The following is a 19,250-nucleotide window of genomic DNA, read 5'->3' on the forward strand; positions in this document are numbered from 1 at the left end:
TCGCTGCCGCGCAAGGATTCAGGCGCGCTGTGCCGGCGCCCGGGGACGCCGCCGCGGGGGCCGCAACAGGCACAATAGGCTCATGGCAAATACCAGCAAGGGCCGGATGCCGCGCCTGGAAGACGTGGCCAAGGTGGCGGGGGTCTCCCACCAGACCGTCTCCCGGGTGGTGAACAACCATCCCAACGTCAGCAAGGCGACCCGGGAAAAGGTGGAGGCCGCCATTGCCGAACTGGGGTACCGGCGCAACACCGCGGCCCGGAGCCTGGTCACCCGGCGCTCGCAGACCATTGGCGTGCTGGCAAGCGAGCTTTCGCAGTACGGCCCGGCCAACACCCTGCTGGGGGTTGAACATGCCGCCCGCAACGCCGGTTACTTTGTCAGTATCGCGGCCCTGCGGGAAATCAGCCGGGATGCCATCTCCAACGCCGTGGGCCACTTCATGGACCAGGCCGTGGACGGGATCGCCGTGCTCGTGCCGCACTCGGACACCCTCGCAGTGCTGGAGCAGATGAATCTTCCCGTGCCCGTGGTGGCAGTGGGCTCGGCCGGCAGCGCTTCCGTCAGCGGTGCGATGGTGGACCAGCGTGCAGGCGCCAGGCTCGCCGTCGAACATCTCATCAGTGAGGGGCACCGCCAGATCGGGCACATCGCCGGCCCGCCTGACTGGACGGACGGCGCTGAGCGCGCTGAGGGGTGGCGTGCTGCCCTCCGGGATGCCGGCCTGGATGATTCCCTGCTGGTTGAGGGGGACTGGAGCGCGGGCAGCGGTTACGCGATCGGCCGCAAGCTGGCCTCCGGGCTCAGGGCCACGGCCATCTTCGTTGGAAACGACCAGATGGCCCTGGGCCTGCTGCGCGCGTTCACCGAGGCGGGGGTCAGGGTGCCCGACGACGTCTCCGTGGTGGGCTTCGACGACCAGCCGGAGGCGGGGTACTTCACGCCGCCGCTGACCACCGTCCGCCAGGACTTCGAGGAGCTGGGACGCCGCTGCATGGACATCATGCTGAAGGAAATCGAGTCGGGTGCCGCGGTGAGTTCCACTGTGGTCCCGCCGGAGCTGGTCCTGCGTGCCAGCACCGCCGCTCCAGCGCGCGCCTAGGCGGGCGGCACCAAGCGCCAAAAAATCTCCATGATTCTGCATCCAAATCCGGGGCTGCGCCGGTAGTAGGAGTGTCAGCAAAAAACGCCCGTCAGCCGGGCCGTTCAAGGAGATGGACATGCGCAACAAAATCTTCACCGCAGGTGCCGGTGCAGCAGCCATTGCAGCCGCAATCGCTCTGGCCGGTCCCGCCCACGCAGCAGACGGGGATGCCCAGCTGTCCGTGCTGCATGGCGTTCCCGGACTGACCGTGGACGTTTGGGTCAACGGTGACCGCACCCTGGATGACTTTGCCCCCGGAACCCTTGCAGGGCCACTGGCCCTTCCGGCCGGCACCTACGAAATCGCCATCACGGCAGCCGATGCCGCCAACGCCTCCGCGCCGGCCATTGGTCCGGTGAGCGTCACCCTTGCCGCCAACGGAAACTACACGGCCGCAGCCCACCTCGGCGCCGATGGCAAGCCCACCGCCAGCCTGTTCACCAACGACGTGTCCCAAATTCCCGCCGGGAAGGGCAAACTGACGGTCCGGCACGCAGCCGCAGCCCCAGCCGTCGATGTCCTGGCAGGCGGCACCGCCGTTGTCACCAACCTGGCCAACCCGAACGAAAAGACCCTGACCCTGGATCCCGGCACCGTCCCGGCCGCGGTGGCTGCCGCAGGCACCACCACCCCGGTGATCGGCCCGGCCGACGTGGCGGTGGCTGAAGGTACCCACACCATCGTCTACGCCTGGGGCAGCCTGGCCGACCAGAACCTGAAGCTTGCAGTCCAGACCATCGAGGGCCTGCATTCCGCACCGGCCTCTGTGCCGGGTGCCCTTGACGGGTCCGCGGATGCCGGTGGAGCGGGCCCTGCCGTTGCCACCGCCGGGTTTGGCCTGGCAGCGCTGGCCCTCCTCGCGGGGGCGGTGGGCGCAGCCCGCGCGGTCCGCGCACGGCGGGCGGAACTGTAACCGGGCCAGACGCCCGCTGAAGGACCACACCGCAGGGGCCCGGCCGGCAACGGACGGGCCCCTGCACCGGCCCCGCCAATGGCCGGCATACATGGAAGGGAGGCGGCAGGCATGATGGCAGGCACGACGCCGGCACCCGGGTACCGCCGTCGCCATCCGGCAGGCGGCGCGGCGGCAGCGATGGTGGCTGCCGCGTTGGTTTTGTCCGGCTGCGGTCCTGCCGGTCCCACTGGTTCCCCCGGTCACACTGGTTCTGCGGGTCCCACCGGTTCTGCCGGGCAGCCGGCCCCCTCCACGGTTGCCGCGGCAACCGGCTCTCACGAGCCGGCGCCCTCGCCGGGGGCGCCGGCCCCTGCCGGCTCCGCTGTACCTCCCACCGGGGCCATCCCGGTCCGGCCCGCGGCTCCAACCGCCGCGGCGGTGGTGCCGGCACCAACATCACTGACCGTGGCGGGCACTGCCATCGACATGCCGGTGGTGCCCGGGGGAGTTTCCGGCGGGGGAGCGATGGAAATCCCTGACGCCTTCGACCGGGCGGCCTGGTACAAATTCGGTCCGGCCCCGGGAGCAGCCGAGGGAACCGCCGTCATCGCCGGCCATATCGACACCACGTCCGACCGGGCACCGTTCTCGGCATTGAAGTCCCTCTCGCCGGGAACCCTCATCCGCGTGGGCAGGGATGGGGCCGGGCCGCTCGCCTACCGGGTGGTGGGAGTGGAACTGATGGCAAAGGACAAGTTCGACGGCGGCGCCCTGTTCCGCCGGTCCGGCCCGCACGAACTCAAGCTGGTCACCTGCGGCGGCCGATGGCTGGACGAGCGGATGGACTACAGCGACAATGTCATTGTCACCGCAGTTCCTGCATGAACCTGGTTTCTGCATCACCGGTGGCCAGCCATGTAACTCGTGCGCCGACGCCGGGAAGGAGTTGCCTGTGACGCTTCCCGGGCACGCTTTCCGCGGATGGGATGACGCACTGACCGACTCCTTCCTGGCCGGGGATGAGCACGCCCTGGCAGCGGCCTACCGTGAGTTCGCGCCCCTGGTGCACACCCTTGCCCTGCGTTCCCTGCCGGACAGGGCAGCGGCGGACGACGTGACCCAGGAGGTCTTCATCCGGGCCTGGCGTTCGCGGAGTACCTTCAACCCGCAAGTGGCCAGGCTGCCGGCGTGGATCGTGGGAATCACCCGGAACGCCATCACCGATGCCCATTCGGCGGCAGCCCGGGAAGCACGCAAGGCCTTCGCCGCGGCCGGAGCCGGTATGGGCGAAGACGCCGGAACGGGAACAGAGGCGGCGGAAATGCTGGCGGACAGGCTGCTCCTGGACGGCGAACTGGAGAGGCTGGGCGAGCCCCAGGGGTCCATCATGAAGCTCGCCTTTTACGAGGACCTGACGCACGAGCAGATTTCACGCAAACTGGGCCTTCCCCTTGGTACGGTCAAGAGCCACATCCGCCGGAGCCTGTCGCACCTGCGAAGCAGATTGGAGGTAGACCATGCCGCATCTTGATCCGGAACAGTTGAGCCTCCTGGCACTTTACGACGGCTGGGAGGACCCGGGTGCCCGGGAGCACCTGGCTGCCTGCCCCGAGTGCGCCGCCGATTTTGCTGCCCTGCGCCGCACGGTGGACGCGGTGAAGACCGCACCGGACACCAGCCGCCTGGCCGTGCCCGGGCCACAGGTATGGGCTGGAATCCACCGGGAACTGGGCCTTTCGGGGTCCGTGCGGGAGGATCCGCTGGCGGCGGACGCCGCCAAGGGAAACAGCGCGGGTCCGGCGGCCGCACCTGCGGACGCGCCGCCGTCGAACGTCATCCCTGTCCGCCGGCGGACCAAAGGTGCCTGGTGGCAGCGCCCCGGTACGTGGGTGGCAGCTGCAGCCGCAGCCGTCCTGGTGGTGGTTGGTGCGGTGTTGACCTTGACCCGTCCGCCCCAGCCCCAGCAGCTGGCCTCTGCCCAGCTGGCGCCGCTGGCGCAGCACTCCGCCGCAGGATCGGCCAAGGTGGTGACGGCGCCCGACGGTTCCCGCAACCTGGAAATCAGCCTGGACAAGGATGAAGCCAAGGGTTACCAGGAGGTGTGGCTGATTGCGCCGGACCTTTCCCGGCTGGTCAGCCTGGGCGTCATGAACTCCACATCCGGAACGTTCCAGGTGCCCAGCGGCCTGGACCTCTCCCAGTACCCGGTGGTGGATGTTTCCGACGAACCGATGGACGGCAATCCTGCGCACTCCAGCGTGAGTATCGCCAGGGGCACCCTGTCATCCTGACGCGGTCAGCCGCCGAAGTGTGAGTGCGGGGCACCTTCCGGCAACCGCTCCAGCAGTTCCTCCGCCACCTTGCGCAGCTTGATGTTCCGGTGGCTGGAAGCCTTGGCAAGGATGGAGAAGGCCTCCTGGTACGAGCACCTGTTCTGGGCCATGATCACGCCGCAGGCAACGTTGATGGAGGTGCGGCTGTCCAGGGCCGAACGGAGGTCGGTGGCCAGCGAGCGGGCGGAGTGCAGGTTGATGGCCATCTGCAGGCTCTTGGCTGCCAGGGCGGCAAAGGTGCGTGCCTCGGCGATGGCCTGCAGCGGGAAAGCCTTCGAGTCGTGCGCGAAGAAGGCAAGTGCGGCGGCGGTCCGGCCGGGGCCACTGCTGCCGATCGTTTGGTCATCTTCCGCGGGGTCCGCTTCCAGACGGAGCCGTACGGCAAGGGCACTGCCGAACCCTGATAACTGCAACTGCGACGAATAGTGCTGCCACCGGAAATCCCCGTTCCGCTGGAGCACCGCGACGGGGTGCCCGCCTGACATGACGTCAGTTACCGGCCCCTCGTCCATTTCCCGTTCCCAGTCCAGCATCCGCACTACTTCACCGGTGGTGCCCGTTATGGCAGGAGTCCGCTTGGCCTGGTGCAGCACCAGGCCGCAGCCCACGTCAATCCCGGCGGTGGCGGCCACATGGTCAGCCGAGGCGGCCACCAGCAGCCTAAGGGAATCGGAGAGGGTCTGGGCGTCGTTGACCAGGTCCAGCACGAGGGCGGGGTTTCGGGGTGCACCGCGTTCACGGCCGCGCGGCTCCGGATGGGGCACGCGCGTCCTGCGGGCGTTCGCTGCGGAAAGAGGGCCGGCGACGGCTGGGGGAGAGCCCTTGGTCTCAAAGGACTCCTCGTCGCCGGCCCCGCTTAGTACCCGGGTCCTATGAACCGGGAAGCCTGGGTTTACCTGTCGTGCATGCATTGCCAGTCTCACACCCCCTAGTGAGCCAAGTACCGGAAAGCAGAACAGGTCTTGTCTCTGTGAAAAACCTAATGGCCGTCCAGCCCCCAGTGGATGCGTAACCAGTACCTGTTTTTCCGATTAGGGAGTACTTGGGCGCGCCCTGCGGAAACCCCTCAGGCGTGTTGCCGCAGGTGGGAAGCGGGTCGCTTGGCGACCCAGGGGTGAGGCCGCGCTGCCGCCCGGTCAACGGAGCACTTGACTCCCGAGGCGGGCCCCCCAACAATAGTTTCTATAACGTTGTAGAAACCAAGCCGAGGATGCCTTCGTGACCCAGCCAGAACCCGCCGCAGCAAAAATCACCGTCGACCCGTCGTTCACCGTGGGGCCGGTCCGCCGTCGTACGTTCGGTGCCTTTGTTGAGCACCTTGGCCGGTGCGTCTACACCGGCATTTTTGAACCGGACCACCCGGATGCCGACGACGACGGGTTCCGGAGGGACGTCCTCGCGCTCACCCGCGAACTGGGGGTATCCACCGTCCGCTACCCCGGCGGCAACTTTGTGTCCGGCTACCGCTGGGAGGACGGGGTGGGCCCGGTTGACCAGCGGCCAGTGCGCCTGGACCTGGCCTGGCACTCCACCGATCCCAACACGGTGGGCGTGGACGAGTTCGCCACGTGGTCCGCCAAGGCCGGCGTTGAACCCATGATGGCGGTGAACCTGGGCACCCGCGGGGTCCAGGAGGCGCTGGACCTCCTGGAGTATTGCAACATCGACGCCGGCACGGCGCTGGCCGGCCAGCGCCAGGCGAACGGTGCCCGGGACGGCTATGGCATCAGGATGTGGTGCCTGGGCAACGAAATGGATGGCCCCTGGCAGATCGGCCACAAGAACGCGCTGGAATACGGCCGCCTGGCCGCCGACACTGCCCGTGCCATGCGCATGATGCAGCCGGACGTGGAGTTGGTGGCCTGCGGCAGTTCAGGGCCCACCATGCCGACTTTCGGTGAGTGGGAACGCGTGGTTTTGACGGAGACCTACGAGCTGGTGGACCTGATCTCGGCGCACCAGTACTTCGAGGACTTCGGCGACCTGCAGGAACACCTCGCCGCGGGACACAAGATGGAGGCCTTCATCCGCGACCTCGTCAGCCACATCGACCATGTGAAGTCGGTCAAGAAATCTTCCAAGCAGGTGAACATCTCCTTCGACGAGTGGAACGTCTGGCACATGAGCCGCGACGAGTCCAAGGTGCCCACCGGCAAGGACTGGCCCGTGGCCCCCGTCCTGCTGGAGGACACCTACACGGTGGCGGACGCCGTCGTCGTGGGGGACCTGCTGGTCACGCTGCTCCGCAACACGGACCGCGTCCACTCCGCCAGCCTGGCGCAGCTGGTGAACGTCATCGCCCCCATCATGACCGAGCCGGGCGGCCGCGCCTGGAAGCAGACCACCTTCCACCCCTTCGCCCTGACCTCACGGCACGCCTCCGGCACCGTCGTGCAACTCGCCGTCGAATCCCCACTGGTCAGCGGCGGCACGACAACTGACGTCGCCGCCCTGTCCGCCGTCGCCACGTATGACGCGGACAAGGGCGAAGCCGTGGTGTTCGCCGTCAACCGGTCCGCCGGCCAGGCACTGACGCTTGACGCAGCCGTGGCCGGGCTGGGCGATGTCCGGTTGCTGGAGGCGGTGACCTACGCCAACAAGGACCCGTACTGGCAGGCCAGCGCCGACGATTCCACCTCCGTCCTGCCATCGGAAAACGGCACCGTGAAGGTGGACGGCGGGAGGCTCACCGCCGAACTCCCCGCCGTGTCCTGGTCCATGATCCGGCTGTCCGTGGACAGCTGACCCCCCGGGGGCGGGAGGGCAGGGGCGCCCTTATGACGACGGCGGGCCGCAGGTGGGAGGATGGACGGCATGGAACTGCACATCACGGGCGATCCCGCCGCGGACAAGTTGTTGAGCGAGGACGACTTCGCCCTGCTGACCGGCATGCTGCTGGACCAGCAGGTGACGATGGAATCGGCCTTTGCCGGGCCCGAGAAGATCCGCAGCCGGATCGGGTCGCTTAAGCCGGAGGCCATCGCCGCGCAGGACCCCCAGGCGTTTGTGGAGATGTTCAAGGAACGGCCCGCCGTACACCGCTTCCCCGGTTCCATGGCCGCCCGGGTGCAGGCGTTGGCCGAGGCCGTCCAGAGCGAGTGGGACGGGGACGCCGCGGCCATCTGGACCAAAGGGTCACCGGACGGGGCCGAGGTGCTGCGCCGCCTCAAGGCCCTGCCCGGATTCGGCGAGCAGAAGGCGAAAATCTTCCTGGCCCTCCTGGGCAAGCAGCGCGGCCTGAATGCGCCGGGATGGCGTGAAGCCGCGGGACACTATGGTGAGGACGGCAGCTACCTGTCAGTGGCAGACATCGTGGACCCGGAATCCCTGGCAAAAGTGCGCGCCAGCAAGCAGGCCGCCAAAGCAGCGGCGAAAGCAGGAAAAGAACGTTAATGGCAGTCACCATGAACGACGTCGCACGGGCGGCGGGCGTTTCCCTCAAGACCGTTTCCAACGTCCTGAACGACTACGAATTCATCCGTCCGGCCACCAAGCAGCGGGTGCAGGATGCCATTGCGGAGCTGGGCTACGAAGCCAACCTCACGGCGCGCAGCCTCCGGTCCGGCAAGACTTCCATGCTGGGGCTGGTCCTGTCCGACCTCTCCGCCCCGTACTACGCCGAGCTGGCGTCCAGGCTGATGAAGGCCGCTTCCCGCCGGGGTTACCGGGTGCTGGTGGAGCAGTCCGACGCGGAAGCGGCCGCTGAACTGGGCGCCCTGCAGGGGACGTTCCGGCAGCTCACCGACGGCCTGCTGTTCACGCCGCTGATGGTTGACGCGGAGGCCATTTCCGCGCGTGCCGGCAGCAAGCCGCTGGTGATGCTCGGCGAGCACATCATGGATCCCCGCTTCGACCTGGTCACGATGAAGAACGGGGAAGCCGCGGCGGCGCTCACGGCGCACCTGCTGGCCGGCGGCCGCCGCCGCATTGCCGTGATCGGGGCGAACGCCGGGGAGACCTCCGGCAGCGGGGGCCTGCGCCTGAACGGATACCGGAAGGCGCTGGAGGCAGCCGGCATCGCGTTCGACCCTGCCCTGGTGGTGCCTGCGGAGTGGCGCCGCGACACCGGCGCCGCCGCCGTGGCCGGCCTCCTGGCATCCGGCGTGGAGTTCGACGCCGTCTTCGGGCTGAACGACGTGCTGGCACTCGGCGCATTGCACGAACTCCTGATCCGCGGGGTTAAGGTGCCCCAGGACGTGGCCGTGGCAGGCTTTGACGACATCGACGAAGCCCGGTTCGCGTCCCCGTCCCTGACCACCGTCTCGCCGGGCATGGACGAGATCGCGGAACGGTCCATCGGCCTGCTGCTGGACCGGATCGCCGGGCGCGAGACATCCGGGGCGGGCGTGCACGTGGAGGCCGGGTTCGAACTAAAGATCCGCGAGTCCGCGCCGTAGTTCCGGGCGGCCAGGTTTCGCCTGCTCCGCAAGCGGGTACGCCTATGCCACCGGTTCAAGAGACGGAAAGGTGCCGCCATGATTGCCCTCCTGGTCATCGACATGCAGAACGCTTTCTTCGAAACCCCCGAACTGGCAGCCCAGCGGGAACGGGTGGTCAGCGAGTGCAACCGGCTGCTGGAAGGGTTCAAGGCCGCCGGCCACAAGGCGCTGCTGGTGGGCACCGAACACGAGCGGGACAAATCCACCTGGACCCTCAGCATGCTCGACGACGACCAGGGGTTCATCTTCCGCGGCAGTGAACAGGCCCAGTCCGTGCCGGGGCTCATCACCGAAGACCTGCCCCAGCTGAACAAGACCCGCGACAGCGCCTTCGTGGGCACCAACCTGCTGGCCCGGCTGCGGAACTGGGGAGCCGACCAGGTGGTGCTCGCGGGCGTCTCAACCCACAACTGCATTGCCCAGACCGCCGCCGATGCATTCGCGCACAACATCCGCGTGACGTATGCCAGGGACGCCATGGCCTCCGAAGCCGACCAGGACGCCGCCGACATGCTCCGCATCCTTTCCGCTACCTACCGCCAGCCCGTCCAGTCCAGCGGGGAGATCCTTTCCGGGCTCAGCAAGTAGGCCCCACCGGTCAGCAAACAGGCTCCGGATAGACCGGCCTGATGCTGCTGAAACCTGGCGGAAACGTGCCGGGTCTACGCTGGAGCCCACGCCGTTGGCCGTCGAAGGGAAATCCATGCATCTGATGCCGCGTGAGCAGGAAAAGCTCATGATCGTGGTGGCCGCGGACCTGGCCCGGCGCCGGCAGTCCCGCGGCCTGAAACTTAATTACCCGGAGGCCGTGGCCATCATCAGCTATGAACTGATCGAGGGCGCCAGGGACGGCAGGACCGTTGCCGATCTCATGAGCTACGGCACCACCCTCCTCAGCCGCGAGGACGTCATGGAGGGCGTGCCGGAAATGATCCACGACGTGCAGATCGAGGCCACCTTCCCCGACGGCACCAAGCTCGTCACCGTCCACAACCCCATCCGCTAAGGAGAGCCGCAATGATCCCAGGCGAGTACGTTCTCCGGCCGGAGCCCGTGACCGCGAACGCGGGCAGGGACGCGATCGAGGTGGCCGTGACCAACACCGGCGACCGGCCCGTCCAGGTGGGTTCCCACTTCCACTTCGCTGAGGCCAACGCTGCCTTGTCCTTCGACCGGGACGCCGCCTACGGCCGGCGCCTGGACATTCCTGCGGGAACGGCTGCGCGGTTTGAGCCGGGCGACTCCCGGAGCGTGCGGCTGATCGAACTGGCCGGGCGCCGCGAGGTGTTCGGGCTCAGCAACGCGGTCAACGGAAAGCTCGACGGCGGCACCCGCCAGGAAGGGGACGTCCAGTGAGCTTCGAGATCCCGCGCCGGCAGTATGCGGACCTGTACGGGCCCACCGCCGGTGACAGGATCCGCCTGGCGGACACCGACCTGTTCCTCGAGATCGAACAGGACCTCACCGTCTACGGTGAGGAAGTAGTGTTCGGTGGCGGCAAGGTAATCCGCGACGGCATGGGCCAGAACGGCCAGGCCACCCGCGACGAGGACATTCCCGACACCGTCATCACCAACGCGGTGGTCCTGGACTACACCGGCATCTACAAAGCGGACGTGGCACTCAAGGACGGGCATATCTTCCGCATCGGCAAAGCCGGGAACCCGCAGATCACCGACGGCGTGGACATCGTCATCGGGGCCGGCACCGAAATCATCGCCGGCGAACGGAAGATCCTCACTGCCGGCGGAATCGACACCCACATCCACTTCATCTCCCCGGACCAGGTGCCCACGGCCCTGGCCAGCGGGGTGACCACCCTGATCGGCGGCGGCACCGGCCCTGCCGAAGGCACCAAGGCCACCACCGTCACACCCGGAAAGTGGCACATCCAGCGGATGCTACAGGCGGCTGAGGGGCTGCCCATCAACATCGGGCTGTTCGGGAAAGGCCACGCGTCCGCCGTCGAACCTTTGGCCGAGCAGGTCCGCGCCGGTGCCATCGGGCTGAAAGTCCACGAGGACTGGGGGTCCACCACCTCCTCCATCGACACCTCCCTGAAGGTGGCGGACGAGTACGACGTCCAGGTGGCCATCCACACGGACACGTTGAATGAGTGCGGATTCGTGGAGGACACCATCCGCGCCATCGACGGCCGCGTTATCCACACGTTCCACACGGAGGGTGCCGGCGGCGGCCACGCCCCGGACATCATCAAGATTGCCGGCATGCCCAATGTCCTGCCGGCCTCCACCAACCCCACGCTGCCCTATACGCGGAACACCATCGAAGAGCACCTGGACATGCTCATGGTGTGCCACCACCTCAACCCGGACATCCCCGAGGACGTGGCCTTCGCCGATTCCCGGATCCGGGCCGAAACCATTGCCGCCGAGGACGTCCTGCAGGACCTGGGCATCTTCTCCATCACCTCCTCCGACTCCCAGGCGATGGGCCGGGTGGGCGAGGTGATCACCCGCACGTGGCAGGTGGCGGACAAGATGAAGAAGCAGCGCGGGGTGTTGGAAGATTCCGCCGCCGGAATCCATGGCAGCGCGGGCAGCGACAACTTCCGGCTCAAGCGCTACGTGGCGAAATACACCATCAACCCCGCCATCGCCCAGGGCATCGCCGACTCCGTGGGGTCGCTGGAGGTTGGCAAGTTTGCGGACCTGGTCCTCTGGGACCCGGCCTTCTTCGGCGTCAAACCGGAGCTGGTGCTCAAGGGCGGGCAGATCGCCTACGCACTGATGGGGGACGCGAACGCCTCCATCCCCACTCCCCAGCCCCGCACCATGCGGCCCATGTTCGCCACGTTCGGCAAAGCCATGCAGCAGTCCTCCATCACCTTCCTGTCCCAGGCCGCGATCGACGCCGGGGTACCCCAGGAACTGGGGCTGGAAAAGGTCATCCGGGCCGTCTCCGGCATCCGGACCCTCACCAAGGCCGACCTCAAGTACAACGACGCCACCCCCGACATCCAGGTGGACCCGGAAACGTACCAGGTAACCGTCGACGGCGAGGACGTCACCTGCGAACCCGCGGACGTCCTGCCCATGGCCCAGCGTTATTTCCTGTTCTAGACCCCACCGGAGCCCCCACGTGATCATCGACAAAGTCCTCGGCAACCTGCACGACCTTCCGGACCCCGAAACCTACGCCGGGCTGCACCGGGAAAAGGTGGTGCTTCCCAGCTCCCAGCTGGTCAAACGCATCCAGCGCGCCACCACCGACCACGGAAAGGAAATCGGCATCCGCCTCCCCTCCGGCTCCGGGGACCTCCGCGACGGCGACATCCTCCACGTGGAAGAGGCCAACATGATCGTGGTGTCCGTGCTGCCCACCGACGTCCTGGTCATCGCACCCCGCACCATCTCCGAAATGGGCGTCACCGCGCACTCCCTCGGCAACCGCCACCTCCAGGCCCAGTTCTTCGACGCCGCTTCCGAATACGGGGCGGACGTCATGGTGTGCGCCTACGACCACACCGTCGAGGACTACCTCCGCCACAATGCCGTCCCCTACACCCGCCAGGAACGCGTCATGCCTGTACCTTTCCGCCATGCTGAGCACAGCCACTAACTATCAGCTGGCGCTTCAGCAGCTTGTCGATTCCGCTTTGCCTACCGGGGCGTTTGCGCACTCCCTTGGGTTCGAGACATACATCGAGCGGGAGCTCGTATCTGATGAAGAGTCCTTCGGTATCTGGCTCGGCGCGTTCATCGGGCAGCAGCTGACATACTCTGACGGGCTCGCCATCCGCTTTCTCTACGGGGGTGTTGATGTGGGGGAGCTGGATACTTTGCTCTCTGCGTCCCTGCTGCCCCGGCAGGTGCGGGAGGCGGGCATCAAAATGGGGCTTCGGTTGCTGGAGATCGGGGCGGAGGTGTTTCCGTCGCCTGCGCTGGAACTGTACCGGGACCTGGTGACCACGGGCCGGGCCGCCGGGCACCAGCCGCTGGCGTTCGCCGTCGTCGCCCGCTCCCTGGGCGTGCCGCTCCAGGAGGCGCTCGCCGCCTACCTCTTTGCCACCGCCACCTCCCTGACGCAGAATGCCGTCCGCGCCATCCCCCTGGGGCAGAACGCCGGGCAGCGGGTGCTGCGGAAAGCGCACGACGACGTTGCTGCCGCCATCGACAGCATCGCCCGCCTGACGCTGGACGACTTCGGCGCCGTCAGTCCGGGGTTGGAAATCTCGCAAATGCGGCACGAACGCCAACGTGCCCGGATGTTCATGAGCTGACCGTGCTTGTAAATACTGTGCTTTTGAGTCAAAGGAGGACATATGTCTGAACCCATCAAGATCGGCATCGGCGGCCCCGTGGGAGCCGGCAAGACCCAGCTCGTGGAGCGGCTCACCCGGCACATGAGCGGCGGGATCTCCATGGCCGCCATCACCAACGACATCTACACCATCGAGGACGCCAAGATCCTCGCCGCCAACGGCATCCTCCCCGTGGACCGGATCATCGGCGTCGAAACCGGCGGCTGCCCCCACACCGCCATCCGCGAAGACACCTCCATGAACACCGCCGCCATCGAGGAACTCAAAGCCCGCCACCCCGACCTGCAGGTCATCTTCGTTGAATCCGGCGGCGACAACCTCTCCGCCACCTTCAGCCCCGAACTCGTGGACTTCTCCATCTACATCATCGACGTGGCCCAGGGCGAAAAGATCCCCCGCAAAGCCGGCCAGGGCATGATCAAGTCCGACCTCTTCATCATCAACAAAACCGACCTCGCGCCGCACGTCGGGGCTGACCTGGCCGTCATGGAGCGGGATTCCAAGGTATTCCGAGGCAACAAACCGTTCTGCTTCACCAACCTGAAAACTGACGAGGGCCTGGACAAGGTCATCGACTGGCTCCGGCACGACGTCCTGATGCTCGACCTGGCGCACTAGACATGGCAGTCGTGGACTTGCCCGAAGGTGACGTAGCCGCCGGATCCAGCCACGGACAGTCACCTATGGGGCGGCTTGAGCTGGGCGTCACTTTGCGGGGCCGCCGGTCCCTTGCCTCACATCAGTTCCATGAGGGGGCCCTTCGGGTACTCCGCCCTCACTATCTTGATGACTCCGGGCAGGTTTGTTATGTCGTGGTGAACCCTGGCGGGGCGTATCTTGGCGCTGACCTCTTCCTTGTTGATGTTGAGGTCCAGGATGGGGCCGACCTTCTCCTGACCACCCAGTCCGCCACGAAGGTTTACCGGACTCCCGGGTCCTTTGCAGAGCAGCGGATGACTGTGCGGCTGGGGGAGGGGGCGCGGCTGGAGCTCATGCCCGACCAGCTCATCGCCTACCGCCAGGCCAGTTACCGGCAGCGGACCTCCGTGACCCTGCGGCCGTCGTCGAGCCTGGTCATGGCCGAGGTAGTAACCCCCGGCTGGTCGCCCGACGGAGCCGCCTTCCGGTACCAGGAAGTCCGGCTGCGCAACGACATCCATATTGAGGCCGCTGATGGTGACCCGCAGCTGCTGGCACTGGACAACCTGCTGATCCGGCCGCCACTCCACGACGTCACCGGACTCGGCTTCATGGAGGGATACAGCCACCTGGGGTCGCTGGTGGTGGTGGACGCACGGGTGGACCAGGCGCTCGCCGACCAACTCCACGGCCTCACCGCCGGCCGGGAATCGCTGACCGGCATCTCCCTGACCCGCACCGTGGCAGGCACAACCGGACTGGTGCTGCGGAGCCTCTCCCACAGCACCGACGAACTGAACCTGCTGCTCCGTTCCTGCACGGACCTGCTCCGCGGACTCTGGTACGGCCAGGCCCCGCTAAACCTGAGGAAGCACTGATGACCAGCATCGGCATCCTCTACCGTGACCGGGACCTGCTGCCGCTCCGGACCCGGGTGCTGTTCACTTTCGGTGCGGTAGCCGCGCTCCATGCCGCCGCCGTCGTCCTTTTGCTAGCCGGGACCTTCGGCGCAGGAAGCCGGCCGCTGTCCTCGGGGCTGGTGCTCACCGCTTACCTCGCAGGCGTGAAGCACAGCTACGACTGGGACCACCTCGCAGCGATCGACAACTCCACCCGCAGGTTCGTTGCCCAGGGGCAGGACCCGGTGAGCGTGGGCTTCGCCTTCAGCCTGGGCCACAGCTCAGTGGTGACCCTGGCAGGCGTGCTGGTGATCGCCGGCGCGTCCGTGGTGGGCGGACTGATGCAGGACGGTACGGCCGGAAACCTGGTCCTGGGCCTGATTGGCAGTGGTGTGTCCGGCCTGTTCCTGCTGGCCATGGGACTGTTCAACGGCTCCGCGTTCACCCGCTCACTTTCTGCCTACCGGCGCGCCCGTGATGGCGCCACCATTGGCCACCGGGACCTGGCGCCGCAGGGGCTGGTGGCGCGGCTGCTCGCCCGTCCGCTGTCCCGGGTGCGCCGGCCGGGGAGCATCTATGTGATCGGCTTCCTGTTCGGCCTGGGCTTTGATACTGCCACCACCATCGGGCTGCTGATGATGGCGACGGCGGCCTCGCTGGCCGGGGTGCCGCCCTTCGCCTTGCTTGCGCTGCCGCTTGCCTTCGCTGCCGCGATGACCCTGTGCGACTCGCTGAACGGCATGGCCATGATGCGGATGTACCGCTCCGCGTTGGATGATCCCCGGCGGAAGCTCGGCTTCAACGCGCTGGTCACGGGCATTTCCGCGGTCTCGGCGCTGTTCATCTCGGTGATTACCTTGGCCGGGTTCTTCCACGCGGCCTTTGCCCCTGAGGATCCGCTGACCGCGTGGCTGGCCTCCGTCGACCTGGGCGACGCCGGCCTGCTGCTGGTGGCGCTGCTCCTGGCCGTATGGGGCGGGGCCGGGCTGAGAGGGAAGGCACTTCGAAACACGTAGCAGGGCGCGGTGCGGCCTTGACTGCCGCACCGCGCCCTGCGGTGGTCCTGAGGGGGTTCTTTAGCCGAAGTCGGCTACGTAGCTGGGAACTCCGACGGCGTCGGTTGACACCGGTGCGCCGGTGTCATTGACCACGTGGTCCAGCGTTCCCGCGCCGAGGTTCACCGTCAAAAGGCTGTGCAGCCTCACACCCGGCGTTACCGGAACCTCAAAGCCACGGGTGGCGTGGATGGTTGGATCCACGTTGTTGTACACGTAGCTGCCGCCGCCCCACAGCTCGTGGGTTTTGACGGAATCTGCCACCTTGTAACCTGCCCAGCCCAGGACGCCGTCGTGCTGCCACGCTGCCTGGTTGGGCGCGTCGTAGGGGAGCTCATTCTGGAAGCAGACGGTCTTGCCGCCGTCGCCGTTCCAGATGACGTTGTACTGCTGGTAGTGCTCCACGAACAGGCCCGTGGCGGTGACGTTGTTGCCGTTGACGATCACGCCGTTCGCGCCGGTGTTGGTGGTCCAGCCGACGCCGTTCCCATGGTCGGCGCGCCAGGCCCAGATGTGGTCCAGGAGGACGTTGTCGCTGTTGACTTCCAGGCTGACCGAAGCCTTGCCAACATGCGGGCCGCCGATGCGGAAGAACACGTCATGGAGCGTGGTGGGGTTGGCCGGATCACTGAGGGCGGCGGAGTTGGCCGGCCCGCTCCCTGCGCCCTGGCGGGCCTTGCCGACGCGCATCAGGGCAGGTGACTCCATCTCTCCGGCATCTATGGTGACGGCGGCGACGTCGACACCAGGGACATCCGCCACCGTCAAGGGGACCGCTCCGTTGACGGCGGTGAGGGTTGCCATGCCCAGCCCGAGAACGACGGTTCCTGCCCGCTTGACCTCGATGCTTTGGTCAACGTCGTACACCCCCGGGGTCAGGAGGAGGTGCTTTCCCCTGGCCAGCTGGGAGTTGATGGCCTGCACTGAATCGCCGGGCTTCGCGACATAGAAGTCGGCCAAGGGGATGCTGCGGCCCTCTGTGGGACCGTTTTCCCACGTGGTCCCGGCAGAGTCCTGGCGGACGGCGGGCAGGAACACGTTGTACTGGCCGGCCTGATCCAACGTCAGGTACGGCTTCTCGCGGCTGATCGGCGTGGCGGCCAGGGTGGTGTACGGCGGGTTCGGGAAGGACTGCGGAGGCGCCCCGTTTACGCCCGAGAACACCTGGTTCCACACTCCGTTGGACCAGCTGCCGATGCTGCTGTTGCGGACCAGGTACTGCTGCTGTGAGCCGTTGATGACGGCGCCCGTCTTTGAATCCGCGATGAAGCCGCCACTGGCGTACTGCGGCCCTGCCGTGCAGTAGTCCATGAGGGAAAGGTTGCCGCCGGTGATGTTGATCCGCCGCATGGGTGAGGCCTGCGAAGCCGCCCAGAAGTTCGCCGAGCTGCGGCAGCCTTCAAGTCCGGTGACGTTGATGGTGAGGTTGGACAGCGAACGCCAGAAGTTGTTCAGCGCGATGCAGTTGTCCGCGGACAGGCAGCGGTTGTAGACGTCCACGTGCCCGTTGATGGTGACGTCGGTGGGTGCAGCACCCAGCCCCGCAACCTCCGTGGAGTAGCCCACCTGGACAATCAGCGGCTGCTCCGGGGTTCCATAGGTGCCGGGTTTGAACAACAGGGAATAGCGTTTGGTCCCCATTTCGTCGTCCACCTGCTGCGCCGCGATGGAGTCCACCGTTGCCTGGATCCGGGCCACCGGCATGCTGGGGTCGAAGACGTACACATTGGGTCCGAAGGGGTGTTGCGTCGCCTGTGGAGGAGCCGGGATCGCGGCCGGCAGGGGGCCTGGGGCGCGGCTGCCTGGGTCGGGGCCCATGCCTGTGGTGCGGCGGGCGACGCGACGGCCATTCCTCCTCCGCTGCCTATCAGGCCGGCCAGGAGGACCGCCGTGCCGGTGACGTGTCTGAGGGGGCTTTTCATTCGCCGCGGTTGCGGGCCGTTGGGCCTTTCGGCGCGCGGCGGTTGGGGCAGGTGGGCTAGCGGCATTGCTGGTCCTGTTCGTCGGTGGGATTCGTCGAGACGGATGTGGGCGGCGAAAAGACGCGGCCGTGGGAGCGCTCTCGTCGGGGAAGCCTAACACCGCAACGGGGTGTCGACAAGGGCATATGGGAGCGCTCCTACCTCGCCTTGACAACCATCTGTGAGTTGGGACACCATTTGGTGAGAGCGCTCCCACCACGGATCGGCCTCCGACCCGTCCCCACCGCTCCCCAGCCCCACCGTCCATCGGACCAATGGGGCATTTCTGACGAAGGAGTCTTCCCCTGTGAAAAACCCCAGCAAGTTCTCCGTGCTTTCGGCTGCCGCCGCGTGCCTTGCCCTGTCGTTGACCGCGTGCGGTTCCTCATCGCCCGAGAAGGCAGGAGTCAACGGTGCAACGGGATCCGAACCCGTAACGCTCACGGTCGGCACGTTCAACGAATTCGGCTACGAGGCGCTCTTTGAGGAATACAAAGCCCTGAATCCGAACGTGACCATCGTGCACAAGAAGGCGGCAACCACGAATGAAGCACGGGACAACCTCACGACGCGCCTGGCTGCCGGCTCAGGCTTGTCCGATATCGAGGCCGTAGAGGTGGATTGGCTCCCGGAACTCCTGCAGTATCCGGACCGCTTCGCGGACCTGAGCGACCCCGCTGTTGAAGGTCGCTGGCTGGACTGGAAGGCCGAGGCCGCCACAACCGCCGACGGCAAGCTTCTTGGCTACGGGACCGACTCCGGCCCTGAGGCCGTCTGCTACAACGCTGAGCAGTTCAAAAAGGCCGGCCTGCCCACCCAGCGTGAGGAAGTTGCCAAACTGCTGGGCACCACGTGGGACAGCTACTTCCAAGCCGGGAAGGCATTCAAGGCCGCCAGGCCGGAGTCCGCCTGGTTCGACTCCGCCGGGGCTATCTACCAGGGCATGAGCAACCAGCTTGACAAGGTCTACGAGGAGGAAGACGGCACCGTCATCGCCACGGAGAACCAGAAGGTCAGGGACACCTACAACCAGGTCCTCAAAGCCTCCACCGAGGACGGGCTGTCAGCTCATCTCAAGCAGTGGAGCGATGACTGGGCTTCCGGTTTCCAGACCGGCGCCTTCGCCACCACCCTTTGCCCGGGCTGGATGCTCGGTGTCATCGAGGGCAACGCGGCGGGGGTCGCCGGCTGGGACGTGGCCAACGTCTTCCCCGGCGGCGGCGGAAACTGGGGCGGGTCCTACCTGACGGTCCCCACCCAGGGCGCGCACCAGGCCGAGGCGAAGAAGCTGGCAGGCTGGCTGACCGCACCCGAACAGCAGATCAAGGCATTCACTGCCAAGGGCACCTTCCCCAGCCAGAAGAAGGCCCTGGAAAGCAGTGAACTGTTGGACCAGACGAACGGGTTCTTCAACGGTGCGCCCACCGGCCGGATCTTCGCCGAACGCGCCAAGGCCGTTGACGTGACGCCTTTCAAGGGAACCAAGTTCTTTGCCATCAACGACGCCATGCAGCAGGCCCTCACCCGGGTGGATGTGGACAAATCCGACGACGCCGCCTCCTCCTGGGAGAAGTTCGCCGCCGCGGTGAAAGCCCTCTAG

At 66.8% G+C, this 19,250-nt stretch carries 20 protein-coding genes; 18 read left to right on the top strand and 2 right to left on the bottom strand.

All coding sequences use genetic code 11. From position 1 onward, the window contains the following. The first annotated feature begins 82 nt into the window (after positions 1 to 82). From OUO20_RS19315 to OUO20_RS19335, 5 genes are all read left to right on the top strand, one after another. Positions 83 to 1,102, top strand: coding sequence for a LacI family DNA-binding transcriptional regulator (locus OUO20_RS19315; RefSeq protein WP_018770918.1), 1,020 nt, complete (start codon positions 83 to 85; stop codon positions 1,100 to 1,102). Positions 1,103 to 1,220: 118 nt separating this feature from the next. Then, positions 1,221 to 2,057 (top strand): DUF4397 domain-containing protein, encoded by an 837-nt coding sequence (locus OUO20_RS19320; protein WP_056388339.1) that lies wholly within the window; start codon positions 1,221 to 1,223, stop codon positions 2,055 to 2,057. 111 nt (positions 2,058 to 2,168) lie between these two features. Then, positions 2,169 to 2,924 carry a class F sortase gene (locus OUO20_RS19325; RefSeq protein ID WP_268002443.1) on the top strand — a complete coding sequence of 252 codons (756 nt, stop codon included), beginning with the start codon at positions 2,169 to 2,171 and terminating at the stop codon, positions 2,922 to 2,924. Between the two features lie 67 nt (positions 2,925 to 2,991). After that, complete coding sequence (locus tag OUO20_RS19330; protein WP_018770915.1) at positions 2,992 to 3,570, top strand: RNA polymerase sigma factor; 579 nt, start codon at positions 2,992 to 2,994, stop codon at positions 3,568 to 3,570. Next, positions 3,557 to 4,330 carry an anti-sigma factor gene (locus OUO20_RS19335; protein ID WP_268002444.1) on the top strand — a complete coding sequence of 258 codons (774 nt, stop codon included), beginning with the start codon at positions 3,557 to 3,559 and terminating at the stop codon, positions 4,328 to 4,330. Before OUO20_RS19330 ends, OUO20_RS19335 begins: the two co-directional genes overlap by 14 nt. 5 nt (positions 4,331 to 4,335) lie before the next feature. Here the strand turns inward: OUO20_RS19335 and OUO20_RS19340 are convergent, their stop codons facing one another. Then, the gene (locus OUO20_RS19340; protein WP_018770913.1) at positions 4,336 to 5,136 is read right to left on the bottom strand and encodes an ANTAR domain-containing protein; all 801 of its coding nucleotides are present in this window, start codon (positions 5,134 to 5,136) and stop codon (positions 4,336 to 4,338) included. A gap of 454 nt (positions 5,137 to 5,590) precedes the next feature. On the opposite strand from OUO20_RS19340, the gene arfA reads away from it, so the two are divergent. From arfA to OUO20_RS19400, 12 genes are all read left to right on the top strand, one after another. After that, the gene (gene arfA / locus OUO20_RS19345; protein ID WP_268002445.1) at positions 5,591 to 7,117 is read left to right on the top strand and encodes an arabinosylfuranosidase ArfA; all 1,527 of its coding nucleotides are present in this window, start codon (positions 5,591 to 5,593) and stop codon (positions 7,115 to 7,117) included. A 60-nt stretch (positions 7,118 to 7,177) separates the two neighbouring features. Then, positions 7,178 to 7,765: an HhH-GPD-type base excision DNA repair protein gene (locus OUO20_RS19350; protein WP_018770911.1), complete on the top strand. Its 588-nt coding sequence runs from the start codon at positions 7,178 to 7,180 to the stop codon at positions 7,763 to 7,765. Continuing rightward, positions 7,765 to 8,769: a LacI family DNA-binding transcriptional regulator gene (locus OUO20_RS19355; RefSeq protein ID WP_018770910.1), complete on the top strand. Its 1,005-nt coding sequence runs from the start codon at positions 7,765 to 7,767 to the stop codon at positions 8,767 to 8,769. The genes OUO20_RS19350 and OUO20_RS19355 overlap by 1 nt, the downstream gene beginning before the upstream one ends. Positions 8,770 to 8,847: 78 nt before the next feature. Then, positions 8,848 to 9,399 carry a cysteine hydrolase family protein gene (locus OUO20_RS19360; RefSeq protein WP_018770909.1) on the top strand — a complete coding sequence of 184 codons (552 nt, stop codon included), beginning with the start codon at positions 8,848 to 8,850 and terminating at the stop codon, positions 9,397 to 9,399. A 115-nt stretch (positions 9,400 to 9,514) separates the two neighbouring features. Further along, positions 9,515 to 9,817 carry an urease subunit gamma gene (locus tag OUO20_RS19365; protein ID WP_026266013.1) on the top strand — a complete coding sequence of 101 codons (303 nt, stop codon included), beginning with the start codon at positions 9,515 to 9,517 and terminating at the stop codon, positions 9,815 to 9,817. An 11-nt stretch (positions 9,818 to 9,828) separates the two neighbouring features. Further along, the gene (locus tag OUO20_RS19370) at positions 9,829 to 10,167 is read left to right on the top strand and encodes an urease subunit beta (RefSeq protein ID WP_018770907.1); all 339 of its coding nucleotides are present in this window, start codon (positions 9,829 to 9,831) and stop codon (positions 10,165 to 10,167) included. Beyond that, positions 10,164 to 11,894 carry an urease subunit alpha gene (gene ureC, locus OUO20_RS19375; protein ID WP_268002447.1) on the top strand — a complete coding sequence of 577 codons (1,731 nt, stop codon included), beginning with the start codon at positions 10,164 to 10,166 and terminating at the stop codon, positions 11,892 to 11,894. Before OUO20_RS19370 ends, ureC begins: the two co-directional genes overlap by 4 nt. A gap of 19 nt (positions 11,895 to 11,913) precedes the next feature. Beyond that, a complete protein-coding gene (gene ureE, locus OUO20_RS19380) occupies positions 11,914 to 12,393 on the top strand; it encodes an urease accessory protein UreE (RefSeq protein ID WP_018770905.1) in 480 nt (159 codons plus the stop codon). Next, positions 12,374 to 13,054, top strand: coding sequence for an urease accessory protein UreF (locus OUO20_RS19385; protein WP_018770904.1), 681 nt, complete (start codon positions 12,374 to 12,376; stop codon positions 13,052 to 13,054). The genes ureE and OUO20_RS19385 overlap by 20 nt, the downstream gene beginning before the upstream one ends. 42 nt (positions 13,055 to 13,096) lie before the next feature. Next, entirely contained in the window at positions 13,097 to 13,714 is a 618-nt protein-coding gene (gene ureG / locus OUO20_RS19390) for an urease accessory protein UreG (RefSeq protein ID WP_268002448.1), read from the top strand. A 197-nt stretch (positions 13,715 to 13,911) separates the two neighbouring features. Continuing rightward, positions 13,912 to 14,613: an urease accessory protein UreD gene (locus OUO20_RS19395; protein WP_442781148.1), complete on the top strand. Its 702-nt coding sequence runs from the start codon at positions 13,912 to 13,914 to the stop codon at positions 14,611 to 14,613. Continuing rightward, positions 14,613 to 15,650 carry a HoxN/HupN/NixA family nickel/cobalt transporter gene (locus OUO20_RS19400; protein ID WP_268002450.1) on the top strand — a complete coding sequence of 346 codons (1,038 nt, stop codon included), beginning with the start codon at positions 14,613 to 14,615 and terminating at the stop codon, positions 15,648 to 15,650. The genes OUO20_RS19395 and OUO20_RS19400 overlap by 1 nt, the downstream gene beginning before the upstream one ends. Positions 15,651 to 15,710: 60 nt before the next feature. Here OUO20_RS19400 and OUO20_RS19405 read toward each other — a convergent pair whose 3' ends face one another. Then, positions 15,711 to 17,414 (bottom strand): adenylyl cyclase, encoded by a 1,704-nt coding sequence (locus OUO20_RS19405; RefSeq protein ID WP_442781100.1) that lies wholly within the window; start codon positions 17,412 to 17,414, stop codon positions 15,711 to 15,713. A gap of 543 nt (positions 17,415 to 17,957) precedes the next feature. Between OUO20_RS19405 and OUO20_RS19410 the strand changes: the two genes are divergently transcribed. Further along, positions 17,958 to 19,250, top strand: coding sequence for an ABC transporter substrate-binding protein (locus OUO20_RS19410; RefSeq protein ID WP_018770899.1), 1,293 nt, complete (start codon positions 17,958 to 17,960; stop codon positions 19,248 to 19,250).

Source organism: Arthrobacter sp. FX8 (assembly GCF_026723805.1).
In the GTDB taxonomy this organism is placed as follows: domain Bacteria; phylum Actinomycetota; class Actinomycetes; order Actinomycetales; family Micrococcaceae; genus Arthrobacter.